The sequence below is a fragment of the Paraburkholderia sp. SEWSISQ10-3 4 genome (assembly GCF_030464785.1).
Lineage (GTDB): Bacteria > Pseudomonadota > Gammaproteobacteria > Burkholderiales > Burkholderiaceae > Paraburkholderia > Paraburkholderia aspalathi.
The window spans coordinates 113,134-136,059 of sequence record NZ_JALPRI010000021.1 but is presented as its reverse complement, the minus strand read 5'-3'; the positions used below and the strand labels follow the sequence as shown (position 1 = coordinate 136,059).

20 protein-coding genes are annotated in these 22,926 nt (G+C 60.5%); all 20 read left to right on the top strand.

The features are described 5' to 3' along the window. The first annotated feature begins 211 nt into the window (after positions 1-211). The 20 genes from M0D68_RS29325 (at position 212) to M0D68_RS29230 (ending at position 22,877) form a co-directional block, all read left to right on the top strand. Positions 212-1,927, top strand: coding sequence for a GMC family oxidoreductase (locus tag M0D68_RS29325; RefSeq protein ID WP_266226116.1), 1,716 nt, complete (start codon positions 212-214; stop codon positions 1,925-1,927). Positions 1,928-2,335: 408 nt separating this feature from the next. Continuing rightward, positions 2,336-3,115 (top strand): ABC transporter ATP-binding protein, encoded by a 780-nt coding sequence (locus tag M0D68_RS29320; protein WP_054038612.1) that lies wholly within the window; start codon positions 2,336-2,338, stop codon positions 3,113-3,115. Further along, a complete protein-coding gene (locus tag M0D68_RS29315; protein WP_054038596.1) occupies positions 3,112-3,870 on the top strand; it encodes an ABC transporter ATP-binding protein in 759 nt (252 codons plus the stop codon). Before M0D68_RS29320 ends, M0D68_RS29315 begins: the two co-directional genes overlap by 4 nt. A 66-nt stretch (positions 3,871-3,936) precedes the next feature. Further along, entirely contained in the window at positions 3,937-5,151 is a 1,215-nt protein-coding gene (locus tag M0D68_RS29310; RefSeq protein ID WP_266226114.1) for an ABC transporter substrate-binding protein, read from the top strand. Between the two features lie 196 nt (positions 5,152-5,347). Next, positions 5,348-6,232 (top strand): branched-chain amino acid ABC transporter permease, encoded by an 885-nt coding sequence (locus tag M0D68_RS29305; protein ID WP_054038594.1) that lies wholly within the window; start codon positions 5,348-5,350, stop codon positions 6,230-6,232. After that, a complete protein-coding gene (locus tag M0D68_RS29300; RefSeq protein ID WP_154558734.1) occupies positions 6,232-7,203 on the top strand; it encodes a branched-chain amino acid ABC transporter permease in 972 nt (323 codons plus the stop codon). Before M0D68_RS29305 ends, M0D68_RS29300 begins: the two co-directional genes overlap by 1 nt. Positions 7,204-7,754: 551 nt before the next feature. Continuing rightward, on the top strand, positions 7,755-8,921 hold the full coding sequence (locus tag M0D68_RS29295; RefSeq protein WP_266226112.1) for an ABC transporter substrate-binding protein: 1,167 nt from the start codon (positions 7,755-7,757) through the stop codon (positions 8,919-8,921). A gap of 418 nt (positions 8,922-9,339) precedes the next feature. Then, complete coding sequence (locus M0D68_RS29290) at positions 9,340-10,500, top strand: ABC transporter substrate-binding protein (protein WP_093634495.1); 1,161 nt, start codon at positions 9,340-9,342, stop codon at positions 10,498-10,500. A gap of 204 nt (positions 10,501-10,704) precedes the next feature. Further along, entirely contained in the window at positions 10,705-11,760 is a 1,056-nt protein-coding gene (locus tag M0D68_RS29285; protein ID WP_266226110.1) for a branched-chain amino acid ABC transporter permease, read from the top strand. A 4-nt stretch (positions 11,761-11,764) separates the two neighbouring features. Next, positions 11,765-13,549, top strand: a complete 1,785-nt coding sequence (locus M0D68_RS29280) for an ATP-binding cassette domain-containing protein (protein WP_266226109.1) — start codon at positions 11,765-11,767, stop codon at positions 13,547-13,549. A gap of 11 nt (positions 13,550-13,560) precedes the next feature. Continuing rightward, a complete protein-coding gene (locus M0D68_RS29275) occupies positions 13,561-14,313 on the top strand; it encodes an ABC transporter ATP-binding protein (RefSeq protein ID WP_200565600.1) in 753 nt (250 codons plus the stop codon). A 175-nt stretch (positions 14,314-14,488) separates the two neighbouring features. Continuing rightward, positions 14,489-16,447 carry a tRNA uridine-5-carboxymethylaminomethyl(34) synthesis enzyme MnmG gene (gene mnmG, locus M0D68_RS29270; protein WP_266226107.1) on the top strand — a complete coding sequence of 653 codons (1,959 nt, stop codon included), beginning with the start codon at positions 14,489-14,491 and terminating at the stop codon, positions 16,445-16,447. Then, positions 16,444-17,127, top strand: coding sequence for a 16S rRNA (guanine(527)-N(7))-methyltransferase RsmG (rsmG, locus tag M0D68_RS29265; protein ID WP_266226105.1), 684 nt, complete (start codon positions 16,444-16,446; stop codon positions 17,125-17,127). The genes mnmG and rsmG overlap by 4 nt, the downstream gene beginning before the upstream one ends. An 86-nt stretch (positions 17,128-17,213) precedes the next feature. Continuing rightward, positions 17,214-18,005 (top strand): ParA family protein, encoded by a 792-nt coding sequence (locus tag M0D68_RS29260; RefSeq protein ID WP_093634489.1) that lies wholly within the window; start codon positions 17,214-17,216, stop codon positions 18,003-18,005. Between the two features lie 18 nt (positions 18,006-18,023). Continuing rightward, positions 18,024-18,911: a ParB/RepB/Spo0J family partition protein gene (locus tag M0D68_RS29255; protein WP_093634488.1), complete on the top strand. Its 888-nt coding sequence runs from the start codon at positions 18,024-18,026 to the stop codon at positions 18,909-18,911. Positions 18,912-19,804: 893 nt separating this feature from the next. Continuing rightward, complete coding sequence (locus M0D68_RS29250) at positions 19,805-20,350, top strand: ATP synthase subunit I (RefSeq protein ID WP_054038579.1); 546 nt, start codon at positions 19,805-19,807, stop codon at positions 20,348-20,350. Between the two features lie 161 nt (positions 20,351-20,511). After that, entirely contained in the window at positions 20,512-21,363 is an 852-nt protein-coding gene (gene atpB / locus M0D68_RS29245; protein ID WP_093634487.1) for a F0F1 ATP synthase subunit A, read from the top strand. Between the two features lie 93 nt (positions 21,364-21,456). Beyond that, positions 21,457-21,726: a F0F1 ATP synthase subunit C gene (gene atpE, locus M0D68_RS29240; protein WP_007180033.1), complete on the top strand. Its 270-nt coding sequence runs from the start codon at positions 21,457-21,459 to the stop codon at positions 21,724-21,726. A gap of 138 nt (positions 21,727-21,864) precedes the next feature. Beyond that, positions 21,865-22,335 (top strand): F0F1 ATP synthase subunit B, encoded by a 471-nt coding sequence (locus tag M0D68_RS29235; protein WP_054038575.1) that lies wholly within the window; start codon positions 21,865-21,867, stop codon positions 22,333-22,335. 2 nt (positions 22,336-22,337) lie between these two features. Beyond that, on the top strand, positions 22,338-22,877 hold the full coding sequence (locus tag M0D68_RS29230) for a F0F1 ATP synthase subunit delta (protein WP_054038574.1): 540 nt from the start codon (positions 22,338-22,340) through the stop codon (positions 22,875-22,877). Positions 22,878-22,926 lie beyond the last annotated feature (49 nt).

The following is a 22,926-nucleotide window of genomic DNA, read 5'->3' as shown; positions in this document are numbered from 1 at the left end:
CCCACTTAGCATTAGCGGTTTGAGCTGCTTTCTCTTGCCTACTTCTCTTTGCAGCAGCAAAGAGAAGTAGGTGCTGCCCCGCACAGGGGCAACGCTAATAGACCACTAACAAAGCAAGGAAAGGCACCAAAGCCAGAACAAGGAAAAGCCAAAGCCCTAAGAACACAGACAATAAGCGCCGCGAAAGCAAAAAAGCTTAGGAGACAAAACGATGAACACCCCAGAAAACACACAAACAAAAACCCACCGCCTGGAAGGCGAATTCGACTACATCATAGTCGGCGCCGGCACAGCAGGTTGCGTCCTCGCCAACCGCCTATCGGAAGATCCAGAGGTGCAGGTCCTCCTGCTAGAAGCCGGCGGCAAAGACGACTACCACTGGATCCACGTGCCGGTAGGCTACCTCTACTGCATTGGCAATCCCCGCACAGATTGGCTCTACAAAACCCAGTCAGAACCCGGCCTGAACGGCCGCTCCCTCTCATACCCGCGGGGCAGAGTACTAGGCGGCAGCTCCTCCATCAACGGCATGATCTACATGCGCGGCCAACGCGAGGACTACGATGAATGGGCTCGCGTCACCAATGACGCCTCCTGGTCCTGGAACTCTGTCCTCCCCATCTTCAAACGCAGCGAAGATCACCACGCCGGCGCGTCCGAATCGCATGGAGCAGGCGGCCCATGGCGCGTCGAAAAACAACGCCTGAAATGGAAGATCCTCGAAGAGTTTTCACAAGCCGCACAACAAACCGGCATACCCGCTACCGATGACTTCAATCGCGGTGACAACACCGGTGTCGGCTACTTCGACGTCAATCAGAAACGCGGCATCCGCTGGAATGCGTCGAAAGCCTTTCTGCGTCCGGCGCTTAGGCGACCCAATCTCACCGTTATCACCGGTGCCCATACCCAGCGCGTCGTGTTCGAAGGACGTCGCTGCACCGGCGTCGAATATCGCGGCGACAACACGGACTATCTCGCCAAAGCCCGTTGCGAAGTGATCCTCAGTTCCGGTGCGGTCAACTCGCCGCAATTGCTCGAACTCTCCGGTATCGGCAATGGTGCGCGTCTCCAGAATCTCGGTATCGAGGTCGTGAAGGATCTGCCCGGCGTCGGCGAAAATCTGCAGGACCATCTGCAGTTGCGTATGGCCTATAAAGTCGACGGCGTGCGTACGCTCAATACCGCTTCCGCGCATTGGTGGGGCAAGCTGATGATCGGCATGCAGTACGCGTTCTTTCAAAGCGGCCCCATGTCGATGTCACCATCGCAACTCGGCGCGTTCGCCAAGTCCGATCCGAATGACCGCTCGCTCACGCGTCCCGATCTCGAGTATCACGTGCAGCCGCTCTCACTCGATCGCTTCGGGGAACCGTTGCATCGCTTCAATGCATTTACCGCGTCGGTGTGTCAGTTGCGGCCAACCTCGCGTGGCAGCATTCACATCGGGTCGGCCGATGCGTCGGCGCCGCCGTTGATCGCGCCAAACTATCTATCCACCGAATACGACCGGCACGTCGCTGCCAACGCATTGCGTCTGACGCGCCGCATTGCCGCGGCGCCTGCGCTCGCGCCCTATCGGCCGCAAGAGATTCTGCCCGGTATCCAGTATCAGACCGAAGAAGAACTTCAGCAGGCCGCAGGGGCGGTCGGCACCACCATCTTTCATCCGGTCGGCACTTGCCGGATGGGCACCGCCGACGATCCCGGCGCAGTCGTCGACAATCGCCTACGAGTTATCGGGGTTGACGGTTTACGGGTGGTCGACGCATCAATCATGCCGTCCATCACCTCGGGCAATACCAACTCGCCGACGCTGATGATCGCCGAACGCGCCAGCGACATGATCCGTGAAGATCGCCGCGCACGCGTGGGCGGCAATGTCCTGGTTCAGACTAGCGGTGCGCCGTCCATGTCAGCCGTGTGACACTCGGCGTGACTGTGGGAGCCGAAGCCGCGGTGCGTGCCTCGGACTTTGCCTGGCATGCCTCGAGCGTGATGGAAGCAGCGCTCGCGGATCCCCCTGGCGCCTGCCGAGCAAGGTTGACGCATCGCGTGCGCATCCTTCAGGCGCCCCGAGCAAGGGTGGCGTGCCGCTTGAGCACGCCTCGGGCCCGCTTCAAACAGTCGTCATCCACTAAGTGCAAATCCCAATGAATGCGCTGCATCATTGGCGCGACAATGGCAGCCATGCTGCGTGCCGCCCATGGATTACCGTCCGGATTGGTGCAGTACGCCAACGAGCGGCACGGGGTGCCGCCGTCACACATAAAAGTCGCGCAGCCGTTCGCGCGGAAGATCGTAATGCTTCGCCTTACTCCGTATGGAAGGGAACATGATTCTCGGCGATACGATTCTCGAAACGCGCGGCCTCACCCGCGAGTTCAAAGGCTTCATCGCCGTGAACGGGGTGAACCTGCGCGTGCGCCGTGGCTCGATCCATGCGCTGATCGGCCCTAATGGGGCAGGCAAGACCACCTGCTTCAATCTGCTCACCAAATTCCTTGAACCGACCGCGGGCCAGATCGTCTTCAATGGAATCGACATCACCAGTGAACGCCCGGCGCAAATCGCCCGGCGCGGCATCATCCGCTCGTTTCAGATTTCTGCTGTATTTCCGCATCTGACAGCATTGCAGAATGTGCGCATCGGTTTGCAGCGTGTGCTCGGCACGGCATTTCACTTCTGGAAGAGCGAGCGCACGCTGCGTCAGCTCGACGATCGGGCCATGGATTTGCTCACCCAGGTCGGATTGACCGATTTCGCCGACGTGCTCACGGTAGAACTGTCCTACGGCCGCAAGCGCGCGCTCGAAATCGCCACCACGCTCGCGATGGAGCCCGAGTTGATGCTGCTCGACGAACCAACACAAGGCATGGGCCATGAAGACGTCGATCGCGTCACGGCCTTGATCAAGAAGGTATCGAGCGGCCGCACGATCCTGATGGTCGAACACAACATGAACGTGATCGCCGGCATCTCCGACACCATCACCGTGCTGCAACGAGGCGAGGTGCTCGCGGAAGGCAGCTATGCCGAAGTGTCGAAGAATCCGCTCGTGATGCAAGCCTATATGGGCAGCGCCGACGCGGCGCTCGCCGGAGCCCACGCATGAATACGATTGCGGAGCGCGAAAGTCTCGAAGTGAGCGACACGGCTGGCGGTGCCCCCGCGCTGGAGATCACGGGTTTGCAGGCATGGTACGGGGAGTCCCATATCCTGCATGGCGTCGATCTGACGGTGAACCGCGGCGAAGTCGTCACGCTGCTGGGCCGTAACGGCGCGGGGCGCACCACCACACTGCGCGCGATCATGGGGCTGACCGGCCGGCGCACCGGCTCGATCCGCATTAGTGGCCGCGAAACCATCAACCTGCCCACACATCGCATCGCTCACTGCGGCATCGGTTACTGCCCGGAAGAGCGTGGGATTTTTTCGAGCCTCTCGTGTGAGGAAAACCTGCTGTTGCCGCCGCCCGTCGGCGACAAGGCGCACATGATGTCGCTCGAAGAAATCTATTCGATGTTCCCGAATCTGCAGGAACGCCGCATGAGCCAGGGCACGCGGCTCTCGGGTGGCGAGCAGCAGATGCTGGCGGTCGCACGCATTCTGCGCACCGGCGCGAGTTTGTTGCTGCTCGACGAAATCTCGGAGGGCCTGGCGCCAGTCATCGTGCAGGCGCTGGCCCGCATGATCATGACGCTCAAGGCGCGCGGCTACACGGTCGTGATGGTCGAACAGAATTTCCGCTTTGCCGCGCCACTCGCCGATCGCTTCTATGTGATGGAGCATGGTGCGATCGTCGAACACTTCGAGGCCGGCGAGCTTGAAAGCAAGATGCCGGTGCTGCACGACTTACTGGGCGTATAGACAGGAAGTAACGAGAAACGTCCGATTGCCTCTGATAACCACAAGCGAAGAAACCAGGAGACAGGAATGAAAAAGAACCCACTCGCGCGGCTTGCCACACTCTGTTTCGCGGTTGCCGCCGGCGCCGCGTTGACGATGGGCAGCGCGCAGGCCGCTGACGATGCCGTGAAGATCGGCTTCATCACCGACATGTCGGGTCTGTATGCGGATATTGATGGCCAGGGCGGTCTCGAAGCGATCCGCATGGCCGTGGCCGACTTCGGCGGCAAGGTCAATGGCAAGCCGATCTCGGTGGTCTATGCCGATCACCAGAACAAGGCCGACATCGCGGCGTCGCGGGCGCGCGAATGGTTCGATCGGGATGGCGTCGATCTGCTGATCGGCGGCACGAATTCGGCAACCGGGCTGTCGATGAACACGGTGGCTGGTGAGAAGCACAAGGTTTATATCAGCATCGGCGCGGGCGCCGACACCCTGACCAACGAGCAGTGCACACCGTACACGATCCACTACGCGTACGACACGACGGCGCTCGCCAAGGGCACGGGCTCGGCGGTGACGAAGCAGGGCGGCAAGACCTGGTACTTCCTGACCGCTGACTATGCGTTCGGCAAGGCACTCGAAAAGAATACGTCGGACGTGGTGAAGGCCAACGGCGGCCAGGTGCTGGGTGCCGTGCGTCATCCGCTTTCGGCATCGGATTTCTCGTCTTTCCTGTTGCAGGCGCAAGCGTCGAAGGCGCAGATCCTCGGCCTCGCCAACGCAGGCGGCGACACGATCAACTCGATCAAGGCCGCCAAGGAATTCGGCGTCACGAAGACGATGAAGCTGGCCGCGCTGCTGATGTTTATCGACGACGTCCACAGTCTGGGTCTGGAAACGACCCAAGGCCTGGTGCTGACGGACAGCTGGTACTGGAACAAGGACGCCACTACGCGCGCGTGGGCGCGGCGCTACTTCGACAAGATGAAGAAGATGCCGTCGAGCCTGCAGGCTGCCGACTACTCCGCAACCATGACCTACCTGAAGGCCGTGCAGACGGTCGGCTCGACCGACTCCGACAAGGTGATGGCGCAACTGAAGAAGGCCAAGATCGACGACTTCTACGCGAAGGGCTACATCCGTCAGGACGGCAGCATGATCCACGATATGTACCTGATGCAGGTGAAGACGCCGGCCGAATCCAAAGAGCCGTGGGACTACTACAAGATCACTGCGACGATTCCCGGCGAACAGGCGTTCACGACCAAGGCTGAAACGCGCTGCGCGATGTGGAAATAAGCGTAGATTGATAACCAGTTGACCGTCTGTCAGCCGTTTCTGGCGGGAAATATATAGCGCCGTTTTGGTACACAGACTGATGGTCAGCTGCTTCATGTGCCGCGCGCGATCGAGCGGATGGCTCGCCGGCCGCGCGCCGGCGGGATCATACGTAACCGATCTCACCCTGACGTTGGCTTAAGGGATTAAGGCTTCAATGGAAATCTTTGGCGTTCCGCTACCGGCGATGCTGAGCCAGTTGCTGCTGGGGCTCGTGAACGGCTCGTTCTATGCGATTCTCAGCCTGGGTCTGGCGGTGATCTTCGGCTTGCTCAACGTGATCAATTTCGCGCACGGCGCGTTGTTCATGCTCGGCGCGATGCTCGCGTGGATGGGCCTGTCGTATTTCGGCCTGCCGTACTGGGTGATGCTGGTGCTCGCGCCGCTGATCGTCGGCGTGTTCGGCATCGTGATCGAACGCTCGATGCTGCGCTGGCTGTACAAGCTTGATCACCTCTATGGGCTGCTGCTCACTTTCGGGCTCACGCTGGTTGTCGAAGGCGTGTTCCGCTCGATCTACGGTTCGTCCGGCCAGCCCTACGACGTGCCGTCGGCGCTTTCCGGTGCGACCGATCTCGGCTTCATGTTCCTGCCGAACTATCGCGCGTGGGTAGTGGTGGCGTCGCTCGTGGTCTGCTTCGCCACGTGGTTCGTGATTGAGAAGACGCGCCTCGGCGCCTATCTGCGCGCGGGCACCGAGAATCCGAAACTGGTCGAGGCGTTCGGTGTCAACGTGCCGTTGATGATCACGCTCACCTATGGCTTCGGCGTCGCGCTGGCCGCGTTCGCCGGCGTGCTGGCCGCGCCGGTGATTCAGGTCTCGCCGTTGATGGGCCAGCCGATGATCATCACCGTGTTCGCGGTGGTCGTGATCGGCGGCATGGGTTCGATCATGGGCTCGATCCTGACCGGCCTGCTGCTTGGCGTGATCGAAGGGCTGACGCGTGTGTTTTACCCGGAAGCGTCGGCGACCGTCGTCTTCGTGATCATGGCGCTCGTGTTGCTGGTGCGCCCGGCGGGTCTCTTCGGCAAGGAAAAATGATGCAGAGAAAAGTGCTCTACGGTCTGCTGCTGATCGCGCTTCTCGCGGTGCCGGTGCTCGGCATCTATCCGCTCTTCGTCATGAAGGTGCTGTGCTTCGCGTTGTTCGCCGCGGCCTTCAATCTGCTGATTGGATACACGGGGCTGCTCTCGTTCGGTCACGCAATGTTTCTCGCCTCGGCCGGTTACGTCACCGGTTATGCGATGCAGACGCTCGGCTTCTCTCCGGAGCTCGGCGTGGTGGCGGGCACCGCCACGGCGACGTTGCTTGGGCTGGTGGTCGGCCTGTTCGCGATTCGCCGGCAGGGCATCTACTTTGCGATGGTGACGCTGGCGCTCGCACAGATGGTCTACTTCGTGTTCCTGCAGGCGCCGTTTACGCACGGCGAGGACGGCCTGCAAGGCGTGCCGCGCGGCAAACTGTTCGGCTTGCTGGATCTGTCGTCGGACGTGACGCTGTACTTTGTCGTGCTGGCCGTGATGGTGCTGGCATTCCTGCTGATCGTGCGGATCGTGCACTCGCCGTTCGGGCAGGTGCTGGTCGCGATCAAGGAGAACGAGCCGCGCGCCGTGTCGCTTGGTTACGATACCGATCGCTTCAAACTGCTGGCGTTCATTCTGTCTGCTGGGATCGCCGGTCTGGCGGGCTCGCTCAAGGTACTGGTGCAGGGCTTCGAGACGCTGAGCGACGCGTACTGGACCATGTCGGGTCTCGTGATCCTGATGACGCTCGTCGGCGGCATGGGGACGCTGTTCGGGCCGCTGCTCGGCGCGGCGCTGATCGTTGCGCTCGAAGACCGGCTCGGCGATATCGGCACAGCGCTGGCTTCGTCGACAGGCGTCGAATGGTTCCGCTCGCTGGGTGAATCCGTGACCATCGTAACGGGCGTGATTTTCATTGCGTGCGTGCTGGCGTTCCGGCGCGGTATTGTCGGTGAGATCATCGCGAGAGTGCGGCCATTGCGGGCCTGAAGCGGCATTGAAGCGGCATTGAAGCGGCAATGAGGCGGCACTGAATTTCAAATTGCTTTGGCATCCGATATAATTCGGCGCTCGTGAAATCGGTCAGGCTGGATCTTGCGTTGCGCGCAGGCCGGCCTCGCGCTAAATCGGAACAAAACGTGCCCCACATTTGTGCCGCAGTGCACCACTAGGGTAATTGCTAGTTGTAAGGGGGAGGGTGCTCGTTTAATCTTCATGCAGTTCTGATGCACCACGAATTTTGCAGGTGGAGAACGAGGAGACAATGAGGCACTCAGTGCCCAGACGAAAGCGCTGTTGGATTGATATCCAACAGCGCTTTTTATTTGTGCTTTTCGTTATTCGCCATTCAATTTCTCCGCTAATTCGGTGACCCTTTTTTATTCACCGAGCCACCCCCGATTTCATCTGCCCTTACCCTGCAAAATGCTTGCAGCGCGGGGCTTTCGTCCGCTAAACTTGCCATTCACCGACCGAGCGGTCGGTGATTCAAATCTGCGGATTTGGATTCAAATGAATAACGGGGTAGACAGAGGAGCGGGATGAAGTCGGCATTGCGTTGGATGAGCGCGGCATTGGTCGCCACCGGAGTATCCGCGGCATGGAGTGACCAGGCATTCGCGGACGTGAAAATCGGCGTCACGGTGTCGGCAACAGGGCCGGCTGCGTCGCTTGGTATTCCGGAAAAGAACACGATCACGCTGCTGCCTAAAGAAGTGGCAGGGCAGAAGATCGACTACATCGTGCTCGACGACGCCACGGATTCAACCCAGGCCGTCAAGAACGCACGCAAGCTCACCAGCGAAGATCATGTGGATGCGTTGATCGGCTCGACCGTCGTGCCGAACTCGTTGGCCATGATCGACGTCGCTGCTGAAAGCACCACACCGATGATCTCCATGGCCGCCGCGGCGAGCATCGTGGAACCGATGGATGCGAAGCGCGCGTGGGTCTTCAAGACGCCGCAAAACGACATTCTGATGGCCACCGCGATCGCGCAGCATATGTCGAATCACGGTGTGAAGACGGTCGCGTTCATCGGCTTTGCAGATGCGTACGGCGAGAACTGGTTCAAGGAGTTCGGCAAGGCGGCCGATCTCGCGAAGATCAAGATCGTCGCGAACGAACGCTTCGCGCGCAACGACGCTTCGGTGACGGGCCAAGTGCTGAAGATCATGTCGCAGAATCCGGATGCGGTGCTGATCGCCGGCGCGGGCACACCGGCCGCATTGCCGCAGAAAACCCTCAAGGAACGCGGCTACAAGGGCAAGTACTATCAGACGCACGGCGTCGCCAATAACGACTTCCTGCGCGTGTGCGGCAAGGATTGCGAAGGCACCTATCTGCCGGCCGGTCCGTTGCTGGTCGCTGACCAGTTGCCCGATTCGAACCCGGTGAAGAAGTCCGCGCTCGCCTACAAGCATGCGTATGAAGCGGCGTACGGCGCCGGTTCGGTCTCGACATTCGGCGGTCACGCTTGGGATGCAGGCTTGCTGTTGCAACGCGCGATCCCGCATGCGCTGAAGAAAGGTCAGCCGGGCACGCCGGCGTTCCGCGAAGCGCTACGTGCGGCACTCGAAAACACGAAAGACATGCCCGCTTCCCACGGCATCTTCAACATGAGCGCGAACGACCACGCTGGTCTCGACCAGCGGGCGCGTGTGATGGTGGAGATCGCCGGCGGCAAGTGGAAGCTGTCCGGCGACTGAGCGAAGGCGAAGCGATACGGAACCCACTCAAAAAAGACGCGTGCAGTTGCCGCGTCTTTTTTATTGCCCGCATTTGATGTGTTGCGGTGCTGGAAGTGTGTTGGACAAGCGAAACATCGGAGATGAAAACGCGGTCAAAAGCGCGGCCTAAGCGGCCCGTTTCAGGACAAACCCGCATTCGGGCGACAGTCTATTGACCGTGAATGATGCAGAACGCAATACTACTAACATGTTAGTGTTTCGGGCATTAGAAATCGCAGTAGTGGTTCGCAGCAGGGGAGTTGCACCAGAACGGCGACGGCGTTGATGTTGAGCAGGGAAAACCATGCTTGGCATGCCTGAACCCTATAACTAGATTCAGACACCCGGCCCGTGCGCCGGATTACAGATACGCGCTTCAAAGCGTTTGGAGACTTGCATGAAAAAGACAAAGCAATGGGTACGCACCGGTATCGCGATGGCGTTGATGTGCGGCGCGGGCGCTGCCTTCGCGCAGGTGAAAATCGGCGTCACGCTGTCCACCACGGGGCCGGCTGCATCGCTCGGGATTCCTGAAAAGAACACGATCGCGCTGCTGCCGAAAGAGATCGGCGGCAAGACGGTGCAATACATCATCCTCGACGATGGATCGGACACCGGCAAGGCCGTGCAGAACACGCGCAAGCTGATCGACGAAGACCACGTCGACGCCATCGTCGGTTCGACCGTCACGCCGAATTCGCTGGCGATGCTCGACGCTGCGGCTGAAGGCAAGACGCCGATGATCTCGCTGGCGGCATCGGCTGCGATCATTTCGCCGATGGACGCCAAGCGCGCATGGGCCTTCAAACCACCGCAAAACGACAGCCTGATGGCTGACGCGATCGCCGACTACATGGAGCGTCACGGCGTGAAGACGGTCGGCTTCATTGGCTTCGCGGATGCGTACGGCGACGGCTGGAACAACGTCTTCACCGCGGCCGCCGCCGCGCATCATCTGAAGATCGTCTCCAATGAACGCTTTAACCGCACCGATGCCTCGGTGACCGGCCAGGTGCTGAAGACGATGGGCGCGAACCCGGATGCGGTGTTGATCGCGGGCGCGGGTACGCCGTCGGCGCTGCCGGCCAAGACGCTCAAGGAGCGTGGCTACAAGGGCAAGGTCTACCAGACGCACGGCGTCGCCAACAACGACTTCCTGCGCGTGTGCGGCAAGGATTGCGAAGGCGAACTCCTGCCGGCTGGTCCGATCCTCGTAGCCGATCAGCTGCCGGATTCGAATCCGGTGAAGAAGTCGTCGGAAGCCTACAAGGACGCGTATGAGAAAGCGTATGGCGCGGGCTCGGTGGCGACCTTCGGCGGTCACGCATGGGACGCCGGCCAGATGCTGCAAGCTGCGATTCCGGTCGCGCTGAAGACCGCTCAACCGGGCAGCGAAGCGTTCCGCATGGCACTGCGCAGCGCGCTTGAAAACATCAAGGAACTGCCGGTCTCGCACGGCATCATGAACACCACGACGACCGACCACAACGGCCTCGACAAGCGCGCACGCGTGATCGTGCAGATCGTCGACGGCAAGTGGAAGCTGCTGAACGACTAACAACAAAAACGATACGCGCCTCTCGCGCAGCATGCGGCGCAAGACGCCGCATTGCCATTCTGTTCGATGACAATGGCAACGACCGCTGCGCCGTATTCCGGCGCGGCGGTCGCTTTTTCAGGCATCGCTGGTTAGTGGCCGGCCGCGAGTTCTGCCGCCACGACTGTTCCCGGTTTTGACTTCGACGCTTCAGGACGAGGAAGTATGGATCTATCAATTGCGGCGATCCTCGCACAGGACGGCATCACCACCGGCGCGATCTACGCGCTGCTCGCGCTTGCGCTAGTGCTGGTGTTCTCCGTCACGCGGGTGATCTTCATCCCGCAGGGCGAGTTTGTTTCGTACGGCGCGCTGACGCTCGCCGCACTGCAGACACAAAAGTTTCCGGCCACGTGCTGGTTGTTGATGGCGATGGGCGCGGCATGCTTTGTCGTCGAGATAGCGGGGCTGGTGCGGCATCCCGAAAGACGCCGGCATGCGGCGCGCACACTGGTGATGCTGGTCGGCAAATATCTGCTGTTTCCGATCGCGGTGTACGCGCTCACGCAGGGTGTTTTCCTGCATCCCCTGCCGATGATCGCGCAGATCGCGCTGACGCTGCTGATCGTGATTCCGATGGGGCCTTTCGTTTACCGGCTCGCGTACGAGCCGATCGCGGAGGCGACCACGCTGCTGCTGTTGATCGTCGCGGTGGCGGTGCACTTTGCGATGGTCGGCCTCGGGCTCGTGATGTTCGGTGCGGAAGGCTCGCGCACCACGGCGTTCTCTGATGCGACCTTCAACCTCGGCACGCTGTCGATTTCCGGGCAAAGCCTGTGGGTGGTCGGCACGGCGGTGGTGCTGATCGGCGCACTGTACTTGTACTTCGATCGCTCGATCTCCGGCAAGGCTTTGCGCGCGACGTCCGTGAACCGGCTCGGCGCGCGGCTCGTCGGCATCGGCACGACGCAAGCGGGGCGCCTCGCGTTCACGCTCGCGGCGGGCCTCGGTGCGCTGTGCGGCATCCTTGTCGCACCCTTGACCACCATCTACTACGACTCGGGCTTCCTGATCGGTTTGAAGGGCTTTGTGGGAGCGATTATCGGCGGTCTGGTCAGCTATCCGCTGGCAGCCGCGGGTTCGATTCTCGTCGGTCTTCTGGAGTCGTATTCGTCGTTCTGGGCGAGCGCCTATAAGGAAGTGATCGTGTTTACGCTGATCATCCCGGTGCTGTTGTGGCGGAGTCTGGCCAGCCGGCACTCGGAAGAGGAAGAGGAGTGACACGATGAAACGGATCATGCAAAACAAGTTCTTCTGGTTGTTCCTCGTCGTGCTGTTCGCGTTGCCGGTGTTGCCGCATCCGATTCATGTGCCCGAGTATTGGGTGACGTTGCTCAACTACATCGGCCTGTATTCGATCGTCGCGATCGGTCTCGTCCTGCTGACGGGTATCGGCGGGATGACGAGCTTCGGGCAGGCGGCGTTCGTCGGCATCGGCGCGTATGCGACCGCGTATCTGACGACGGCGTACGGTGTGTCGCCGTGGCTCGCGCTGATCGCGGGTGTGGTGGTGACGGCGCTGATCGCGCTGATGCTGGGGCTCGTGACGATGCGGCTGTCGGGTCACTTTCTGCCGCTCGGCACGATTGCTTGGGGGCTCGCGCTGTTCTATCTGTTTGGCAACCTGGAGATGCTCGGCAAGTACGACGGCATCAATGGGATTCCGGTGCTGAATGTTTTTGGTATCAACCTGGAATCCGGACGCCATATCTATTACCTGATCTGGGTGGTGGTGCTCGGCGCAGTGATTTCTGTTCAAAATCTGCTTAATAGCCGGCCAGGACGGGCGATCCGCGCCTTGCGCGGCGGCGGCATGATGGCCGAAGCGATGGGCGTCAATACGGGCTGGATGCGTGTGGTGATCTTTGTCTATGCCGCGGTGTTGGCGTCGATTTCAGGGTTCCTGTACGCGCACCTGCAACGCGCGGTGAATCCGACGCCCTTTGGTTTGAACCACGGCATCGAGTTTCTGTTCATGGCGGTGGTGGGGGGCGTGTCGCATGTCTGGGGCGCTGTGCTCGGTGCGGCGATCCTGACCGTATTGCAGGATTATCTGCAAACGCTGCTGCCGAAGCTGCTCGGCGAGAACGGCAACTTCGAAGTGATCGTGTTCGGCATCTTGATGGTCCTGTTGCTGCAATACGCTCGCCAGGGTGTCTGGCCATTTGTCGCGCGGTTTTTTCCGAAGGGGCCGCGTGCGCATCTGTCGGATCATGCGGAGCCGTTGCCGCAGCGCAGCAAGCCGGCGGCGGGCGAAAGCCTGCTAACGGTGAACAAGGCGCGCAAGCAGTTCGGCGGGCTGGTCGCGGTGAACGACGTCAGCTTCGAGGTGAAAGCCGGGCAGATCATCGGTTTGATCGGGCCGAACGGCGCCGGCAAGTCGACCACCTTCAATCTGGTCACGGGTGTGCTGCAAGCGACGAGCGGCGAAATCACGTTTTGCGGCGAGCGTATCGATTCGCTGAGTTCACGTGAAATCGTCAAACGCGGCATTGGCCGAACGTTCCAGCACGTCAAGCTGCTGCCGGGCATGACTGTGTTGGAGAACGTAGCGATCGGCGCGCATCTGCGCGGCCAGGCTGGCGTTTGGCGCAGCGTCGCGCGCCTGAACGGTGCGGAAGAGGCGCGCTTGATGGCTGAAGCGGCTCGCCAGATTCGTCGCGTCGGACTCGAACAGCATATGTACGACGAGGCCGGCAGCTTGGCGCTAGGGCAGCAGCGGATTCTCGAAATTGCTCGCGCGCTGTGCTGTGACCCGACCCTGCTGCTGCTCGACGAGCCTGCTGCCGGTCTGCGGTATCAGGAAAAACTGCAACTGGCGGATTTGCTGCGCCGTCTCAAAGCCGAAGGCATGAGCGTGCTGCTGGTCGAGCACGATATGGATTTCGTGATGAATCTCACGGATCGGCTGGTGGTGATGGAGTTCGGCACGCGTATCGCGGAAGGCTTGCCGCAGGATGTCCAGCAGGACCCGGCTGTGCTCGAAGCGTATCTGGGCGGGGTGGAGTGATGGAGAACACGATGAATGATGCTGCGCCGATTCTCGACGTGAACGGTTTGTCGGTCCGCTATGGCAAGGTCGAAGCGCTGCATGGCGCGGCAATCAAGGTGCGCCCTGGTCAGATCGTCTCGGTGATTGGTCCGAACGGCGCGGGCAAGTCCACGTTGCTGAACGCGATCATGGGCGCATTGCCGACCACGGGCCACGCGAAGGGCGCGGTCCTCTATCAGGGTGAAGACGTCAGCGCGGTGCCGGTTGAAAAGCGGGTCGCGCGCGGCATGTGTCTGGTGCCGGAAAAGCGCGAACTGTTTGCGTCGATGACAGTTGAAGACAATCTCGTCCTCGGCGCGTATCGGCGCAAGCGGGCAGGGGAGCGCAACTTTCTCGATCAGCTCGAACCGGTCTTTACGCTTTTTCCTCGCTTGAAAGAGCGGCGGAAGCAGGCGGCCGGGACTTTGTCCGGTGGCGAACGGCAGATGCTTGCGGTGGGCCGTGCGTTGATGGGCAAACCCGATCTGTTGATGCTCGATGAGCCGAGCCTCGGCCTCGCGCCGCTGATCGTGAAAGAAATTTTCCACATTATTAGTGCGCTGCGGCAGACGGGTGTGGCGACGCTGCTGATCGAGCAGAATGCGCGCGCCGCGCTCCAGATCTCTGACTACGGCTATGTGCTTGAAACGGGTGAACTGGCGCTGGAAGGGCCGGCCGCGGATCTGGCGCAGAATCCGCGCGTGATCGAGACATATCTGGGGCTGGCCAAGAAAGTGGCTTAGTTCTTCATTTTCGGTCGGATCGCTGCGGTTCAAAGCGGTGTGTTTCACGTGAAACACACCGCTTTTTTCTTGCCTGGCCATTCGGACGAAATTCGGGCCTAAACCGAACCCGTTATAATTCGCCCATACATTTTCCTTTGAAAGGCTCACGCGACGATCTGGCGTGAGATCCGCGATGCTTTTTCCCACAGAATTTGACGTAATCGTCGTCGGCGGCGGTCATGCTGGCACTGAGGCCGCCTTGGCCTCAGCACGCATGGGCAATACGACGCTCCTGCTGACGCATAACATCGAAACCCTCGGTCAGATGAGCTGCAATCCGTCCATCGGCGGCATTGGCAAAGGCCATCTGGTGAAGGAAGTCGATGCGCTCGGCGGTGCGATGGCGGCTGCGACGGATGAGGGCGGGATCCAGTTCCGCATCCTCAATTCGTCGAAGGGGCCTGCCGTTCGCGCGACGCGCGCGCAGGCGGACCGTCTGCTGTACAAGCAGGCGATCCGGCATCGGCTGGAGAATCAACCGAACCTGTGGCTGTTCCAGCAAGCGGTCGACGATCTGATGGTGGAAGGCGACCGGGTGGTCGGTGCGGTGACGCAGGTGGGGATTCGTTTCCGCTCGCGCGCAGTCGTGCTGACGGCTGGGACGTTCCTCGACGGCAAGATTCACGTGGGATTGAACAACTACGCCGGTGGCCGTGCTGGCGATCCGGCAGCGGTGTCGCTGTCCGGCCGACTCAAGGAACTGAAGCTTCCGCAAGGCCGCCTCAAAACCGGGACGCCGCCGCGCATCGACGGTCGGACGATCGACTTTTCGAAGCTCGAAGAACAGCCGGGTGATCTGGATCCTGTGCCGGTTTTCTCGTTTCTGGGGCGCGTCGAGCAGCATCCGCGCCAAGTGCCGTGCTGGGTTACGCATACGAATGAGCGGACGCACGACATCATCCGTGGTGGTCTCGACCGCTCACCGATGTACACCGGCGTGATCGAAGGGGTGGGACCGCGGTACTGCCCGTCGATTGAAGACAAGATTCACCGTTTCGCGTCGAAGGAATCGCATCAGATCTTCCTCGAGCCAGAAGGGCTGACGACGAACGAGTTCTATCCCAACGGGATTTCCACCAGCCTGCCGTTCGACGTGCAACTGGAGCTCGTGCGTTCGATGCGTGGCCTGGAGCACGCGCATATCCTGCGGCCGGGCTACGCGATCGAATACGATTACTTCGATCCGCGAGGGCTGAAGGCATCGCTGGAAACCAAGGTGATCAACGGGCTGTTCTTTGCGGGCCAGATCAATGGCACGACCGGCTATGAAGAAGCGGCTGCGCAAGGTTTGCTGGCAGGGATCAACGCTGGCTTGCACGTGCAGGGCAAGGATGTCTGGTGCCCGCGCCGCGATCAGGCCTACTTGGGTGTTCTGGTCGACGATCTGGTGACGCAAGGGGTGTCCGAGCCGTATCGCATGTTCACGAGCCGCGCCGAATACCGTCTGAGTCTACGTGAAGACAACGCCGATATGCGTCTGACGGAGATCGGCCGCGAACTCGGTGTGGTCGATGACGTCCGTTGGGACGCATTCAGCCGCAAGCGCGATGCTGTTTCACGTGAAACAGAGCGCCTTCGCACGACGTGGGTCAACCCCAAGACGCTGCCAGCCGAAGAAGCGACGGCATTGCTCGGCAAGCCGATCGACCACGAATACAGTTTGGCGGATCTACTGCGCCGTCCGGGTGTGACTTACGACGGTGTCTGCGGTTTGCGCGAGGGTGCATGTGCTGCGCCTGAGACGCTGGCCGAAGACGACGTTCTGCTCGCCCAGATCAAGGAACAGATCGAGATCGGTATCAAGTATCAAGGCTATATCGACCGCCAGGCCGATGAGATCGAGCGGAATGAGTCGCACGAAAGCACGCGTTTGCCGGAGGGGTTGGACTACGCCGAGGTAAGAGGGCTGTCGTTTGAAGCGCGTCAGAAACTGACGCAATTCCGCCCTGAAACCATCGGCCAGGCGTCGCGTATCTCCGGCATTACGCCGGCGGCGATCTCCTTGCTGATGGTTCACCTCAAGCGTGGCTTGGGACGCCGTTCGACGAAACCCGCCGAACCCGGCGCGGACAGCACACCGGTGGTGCAATGACGGTGAGTCAGAAGGGAGGCGGTAACGAGGCATTGGCGCCGCTGCTAGCGGACGGCGTCCGCGAGCTCGGCCTCGCTCTCAGCGACGCGCAACTCGGCAAACTGCTCAACTACGTTGCGCTGCTGTCCAAATGGAATGCCGTCTACAACCTGACGGCGATTCGCGATCCGCGGCAGATGTTGATCCAGCACATCCTGGATTCGCTTTCGATCGTGCCGCATCTCGCTACGCGCGGCGCGTCTTCGGTGCTGGACGTGGGCTCCGGTGGCGGCTTGCCTGGTATCGTGCTGGCCATCGTCCTGCCTGAGTGGACCGTCACCGTGAACGACATCGTGCACAAGAAGACGGCTTTTCAGGCCCAGGCCAAAGCCGAGCTCGGCCTTGCGAATCTGTCGGTTGTCACGGGCCGGGTCGAGACTTTGCGGTCGGGCGCCGAAGTACCGGCAAAGTTCGACGTAATCGTGTCGCGTGCATTCGCAGAGCTCGCGGATTTCGTTACACTGGCCCGTCATCTCGTTGCGGAGCAGGGCGCGATCTGGGCGATGAAGGGTGTGCGTCCGGATGGTGAGATCGAGCGCCTGCCGGCGGGTGCCCACGTGGAGCAGATCATCCGGCTGAATGTGCCGTCGCTCGACGCTGAGCGGCATCTGATCAAGGTGCGAGTGGACGAGGGCCGCTGAGGGCCGCCACCAGTAGGTGCCAGGCACGTACCGCAAACCACGAGCGCTTTCTACTTTATTCAAGCAGCAAAAGGGACACACCAACGATGGCAAAAATCTTCTGCGTTGCGAACCAGAAGGGCGGCGTCGGCAAGACGACGACGGCAGTCAATCTGGCCGCGAGCCTGGCAGCGCAGGGACAGCGAGTCCTTCTCATCGATCTGGACCCGCAGGGCAACGCCACGATGGGCAGCGGTGTCGACAAGGCGGCGTGTGCGAACACCGTCTACGAAGTGCTTGTGGATGGCGTAGCTGTGGCGGATGCGCGAGTGCGTCCGGAAGCCGTCGGCTACGACGTGCTGCCCGCGAACCGTGAACTGGCGGGTGCCGAAGTCGAACTGGTCAGCGTGCAGCACCGCGAGCGTCAGCTGAAAGTCGCCCTGGCGGAGGTCGAAAGCGAATATGAATTCGTGCTGATCGACTGCCCGCCGGCTCTGTCGCTGCTGACGCTCAATGGTCTGTGCGCCGCCCATGGCGTAGTGATCCCGATGCAATGCGAGTACTTCGCACTTGAGGGACTGTCCGACCTGGTCAACACGATCAAGCAGGTGCACGCGAACCTGAATCGCGACCTGAAGGTGATCGGCCTGCTGCGCGTGATGTTCGATCCGCGCATCACCTTGCAACAACAAGTTTCGGATCAACTGAAAGAGCACTTTGGCGACAAGGTGTTCGACGTGGTGATCCCGCGCAACGTACGCCTTGCCGAGGCGCCTAGCTATGGGTTGCCGGGCGTCGTGTTCGATAAGGCCTCGCGCGGTGCGCAGGCGTATGTGCAGTTCGGTGCAGAGATGATTGAACGGGTGCGCACATTGAATGACGCGCCCCAGGCGTCCTAAGCGGATCGAGGAAGCACGATGAACGCAGTAGCAAGAAAGAAAGGGTTGGGTCGCGGTTTGGAAGCATTGCTGGGTGGCAGTGCGGATATTACCGAGGCCGTCGTGATCGAGGGTGCACCGAACGTGCTGCCGCTCAGTAAGCTGCAGGCCGGCAAGTACCAGCCGCGTACGCGCATGGACGAGGGCGCGTTGCAGGAATTGGCCGCCAGCATCCGTGCTCAGGGGCTCATGCAGCCGATCCTGGTGCGGCCGGTGTCGGCGGATAAGTACGAGATCATCGCCGGCGAGCGGCGCTTCCGTGCGGCACGTATCGCCGGTCTCAATGAGGTGCCGGTGCTGGTGAGGGACGTGCCGGACCAGGCGGCCGCTGCGATGGCGCTGATTGAGAATATTCAGCGCGAAGATCTGAATCCGCTGGAAGAAGCGCAGGGTATTCAGCGCTTGCTCGACGAGTTCAATTTCACGCACGAACAGGCGGCCGAATCGGTTGGCCGTTCGCGCAGTGCTGTGTCGAACTTGCTGCGTTTGCTGAACCTGGCGTCACCGGTGCAGACGATGCTGCTGGCCGGCGATCTCGACATGGGGCATGCGCGCGCGCTACTGGCCGTCGACGCCGCGACGCAGATCACGTTGGCCAACCAGGTCGTCAACAAGCGCATGTCGGTACGCGAAACCGAAAAGCTGGTGACGACGACGACCAAGGTCGCGCCTGCGGTCAAAGCGCGAGCGAATCAGGATGGCGGCCGCGACACGCGACGGCTTGAGGAGGAATTGTCCGATCTGCTCGCCGCAACGGTTAAGATCAAACTCGGCCGACGCGGCCGTGGCCAGGTGTTGGTGGACTTCGGCGATCTGGACGCGTTAGAAGGGATTCTCGTCCGGTTGCGCGGTAACGCTACGGCCTGATCGTGGCGGGTTGAATGGGAAGGATGTCGGGCATGCTTGTGGGCTGATTCTCGGTTCTCGCTCGCAAGCTGTTTGGCGCGCCTGGTGTGTTTTTCGGCGGAAGCGGTGGGGCAGTGGTCGTATTTGTCCCTCGCATCGCTCGTTTGATGGTCTCTCTGCTCGATCGATAACCTGCTTGGATATCAGTTGGATACCTAACTATATGTCGCGTTTAATAATAAGGATTGCGATTTATCGGCCTGCGCGGATATTTTCGTGGTGACGCAGATGTGGCCGGGTTGCGCTGCGATTTGAGCTGCTCGCGCAGGCTTAGCCATATTGCTGCGGCATTGCAACGGGTTCTGCATGCTCCGTCCTCACGTGCTGGGATTCGGCAGCGGGTGTTGGGTGCCGACGCGGGGATTGTTAAGGTGCGAGGGCAGGGCGGGGTCGGGATGACGTTGCAGGCGCCTGACTGCACGTTGGGTCGACCGTCCTGACAGAGGGTGAACCTCCGGCGATGTTTGTTCGCCATGGGAGGGACCAGGCCTGCAGTCGCCGTCGCGCATCTACCCGGCGCCGTGCTTCATGTCTACCAAACGTGGCAAAAAACATCGTCTGTTGCATTTTTGAGACGTCCGCAGCAGCGTCGAAACGATGCATCAGAGCGCTTCAAGCGGCCTGACTCATCGCGCATGTTTTGCCATCCCCCGGCCGCCTTACATTTGCCGTGTACACACCGCCCGAGTTCGCGTTCCCGCATCGTGGCGGCCGTTTTCACACTGGTTATTGAAAGGCCTAAAGTCTTGAATTGCCTGCAACTATCGCTTACAATCGCCCGGATTTAATTGCACGGCAACCCCGTAAGCGCAGCGTAAGCTCGCGGGCTGGAACAAGACTTTCGGAACACTGCGATGGCGGTTAAAACGTCGAATCAAGCGCCGAAGAATGGGCGTGACGACCACCGCGCTGAACGCACCGTTTCCGTTGCGTCCACCGGTCAGCACGTTACAACTGACGATGCGTGGGATGTCGAGCAACAAGATAACAATATCGTTCCGCTCACGCGGGCTGAGGCTGAAAAGCTGTTTGGTCCGAATGTGAGTCGTCCATCGCGCGTCACGCCTTTCAAGGTCGTGGTGGCGCAAATGGTTTTGTCCCTGGGTGCTACGCTGGTGTGGTGGCTGTTCTACAAGCCGCCGGGCGCTGCTGCGCTGTCCGCGTTCCTGGGGGGAGCGATCTGCTGGGTGCCGGGCGCGTTGTTCGCGGCACGACTTAGAACGCTGAGCGGCGCCGAAACAGTGATGAGCTGGATGATCGGCGAAGCGCTCAAGATGGGGACAACGATCGCGATGTTTGTAGCCATCGCCTTCTGGTATCACGACGTACGCTGGGTGCCGCTGCTCGTGACTTACCTCATCGCGCTCAAGACATACTGGATCGCCCTCGCGTGGCGCTAAGGTAGGAGCAGAGAGTAGCAACACAAAATTCAGGCCGGCGCGCAGCGCTGGCGTAAGGAGTGCGGATATGACACGATCCGCACCCGGCGTGTTCCCGCAATAGAGAATTGCGGCGGGAACGGCCTAAGACGATTTTCGACAATTTGGGTGGCATTAACGATATGGCAGCTAGCGAAGGCACGCGCGCTCTGGATCCGTCCGAGTACATCGCGCACCACTTGCAGAACTTTTCCACCGCGCACCAGACGTCGATTTTCGACATTCACGTGTGGAATCTGGACACCCTTTTCTGGTCGATCGTTTGCGGTCTGGCCACGATCGCCATCCTGCATCTGGCGGCTCGCAAGGCAACGTCCGGCGTACCGGGTCGTTTCCAGTGCGCGATCGAAATGCTGGTCGAGATGGTCGAAGATCAATCGAAGTCGATGATCCACGGCACGCGCACCTTCATCGCACCGCTGGCCCTGACAGTGTTCGTCTGGGTCGCGCTGATGAACTCGCTCGACTTCATCCCCGTCGACCTGCCGGGCCGCGTAATCGGCTGGCTGGGTTTGTCGGAAGCCATCCCCCACCATCGCATCGTGCCGACGGCCGACCTGAACGGTACGCTCGGTATCGCACTCGGCGTGTTCGCGCTGATGATTTACTACAACTTCAAGATCAAGGGCGCAGGCGGCTTCGTGCATGAACTGCTGTCGGCTCCGTTCGGCGCGCATCCGCTGCTGTGGATCCCGAACCTTGCATTGAACATCATCGAGTTCGTCGCAAAGACGGTTTCGCTCGGCATGCGGCTGTTCGGCAACATGTACGCGGGCGAGCTGTTGTTCCTGCTGATTGCTCTCCTCGGCAGCATGTGGGGTTTCGGCGCGGACGCGTCAGTGCTCGGCTTTATCGGCCACGTCATTGCAGGCACGGTCTGGGCGATCTTCCACATCCTGATCGTTCTGCTGCAAGCGTTCATTTTCATGATGCTGACGCTGGTGTACATCGGACAGGCACACGACAGCCACTAATCACGGCGTGTCGAACGACGAATTGTTTTAGTTTTGTTTTTATTAAATCCCAGTTCCAACCAGTTCTAAAAGACTTTTCACAAAGGAGTGATCATGCAAGCTTTCATCGCCAACATCCAGGGTCTGACCGCCATCGGTATCGGCATCATCATCGGCCTGGGTGCAATCGGCGCCTGTATCGGTATCGGCCTGATGGGTGGCAAGTACATCGAAGCATGTGCTCGTCAACCGGAACTGATGAACCCGCTGCAAACCAAGATGTTCCTGCTGGCTGGTCTGATCGATGCTGCGTTCCTGATTGGCGTTGGTGTGGCAATGCTGTTCGCGTTCGCGAACCCGCTGCTGTCGAAGCTGGCAGGCTGAGGTTCCTCGGAAGTTTGCGCCTGAGCTATAACTGGTAAAGGCGCAGGGCGGAACGGGCACTTGGGCGCTGATCGAATACAGAATCGATGAGCGCCTTGCCGTTTCACTTTCCGAACTAGCAACGTTTAAGGAAACACCGTGAATCTCAACGCAACCCTGTTTGCGCAAATGGTCGTGTTCCTGATCCTCGCGTGGTTCACGATGAAGTTCGTGTGGCCGCCGTTGATCAACGCCCTCGACGAGCGCTCAAAGAAGATTGCTGACGGTTTGTCTGCCGCTGAAAAGGGCAAGGCTGAACTCGAAGCCGCCCACAAGCGCGTCGACCAGGAACTGGCTCAGGCACGCAACGACGGTCAGCAGCGTATTGCTGACGCAGAAAAGCGCGCAGTGACAGTCGCCGACGAAATCAAGGCTCAAGCACAAGCTGAAGCCGCTCGCATCATCGCGCAAGCGAAGGCCGACGCGGAACAGCAAGTCGTGAAAGCCCGCGAAACGCTGCGCGGCGAAGTTGCTGCACTGGCAGTGAAGGGCGCTGAACAGATCCTGAAGCGCGAAGTCGACCAGGCAGCTCACGCTGACCTGCTGAATCAACTGAAAGCCGAGCTCTGATCATGGCCGAACTTGCAACCATCGCCCGTCCGTACGCAGAAGCGCTGTTTGGCGTGGCCGAAGCTGGTGACATCGCCGCCTGGTCCACGCTCGTGCAGGAGCTGGCACAGGTTGCGCGTCTGCCCGAAGTGCTGTCGATCGCCTCGAGCCCGAAAGTGAGCCGCGCACAGGTCAGCGATCTGCTGCTGTCCGCGGTCAAGTCGCCGCTCAAGGACAATGCGCAAGCGAAGAATCTGGTGCAAATGCTGGTCGATAACCATCGCCTGCAATTGCTGCCGGAAATCGCCACGCAGTTCGAAGAGTTGAAGAACGCCCGCGAAGGGGCGGCAGATGTGCTGATCGTCAGCGCATTCCCGCTCGAAGGCGCGCAGTTGAACGAACTCGTCGCAGGTCTCGAACGCAAATTCAAGCGCAAGCTGAAGCCGACGGTCGAAGTCGACTCGTCGCTCATCGGCGGCGTGCGCGTGACGGTCGGTGACGAAGTGCTCGATACCTCGGTCCGCGCGCGGCTTGCCAGCATGCAGACGGCTCTGACGGCCTGAAGCGCTTCGTAAGCGCTGAAGCGGCTGGCACGCAACAGAATTGACTATC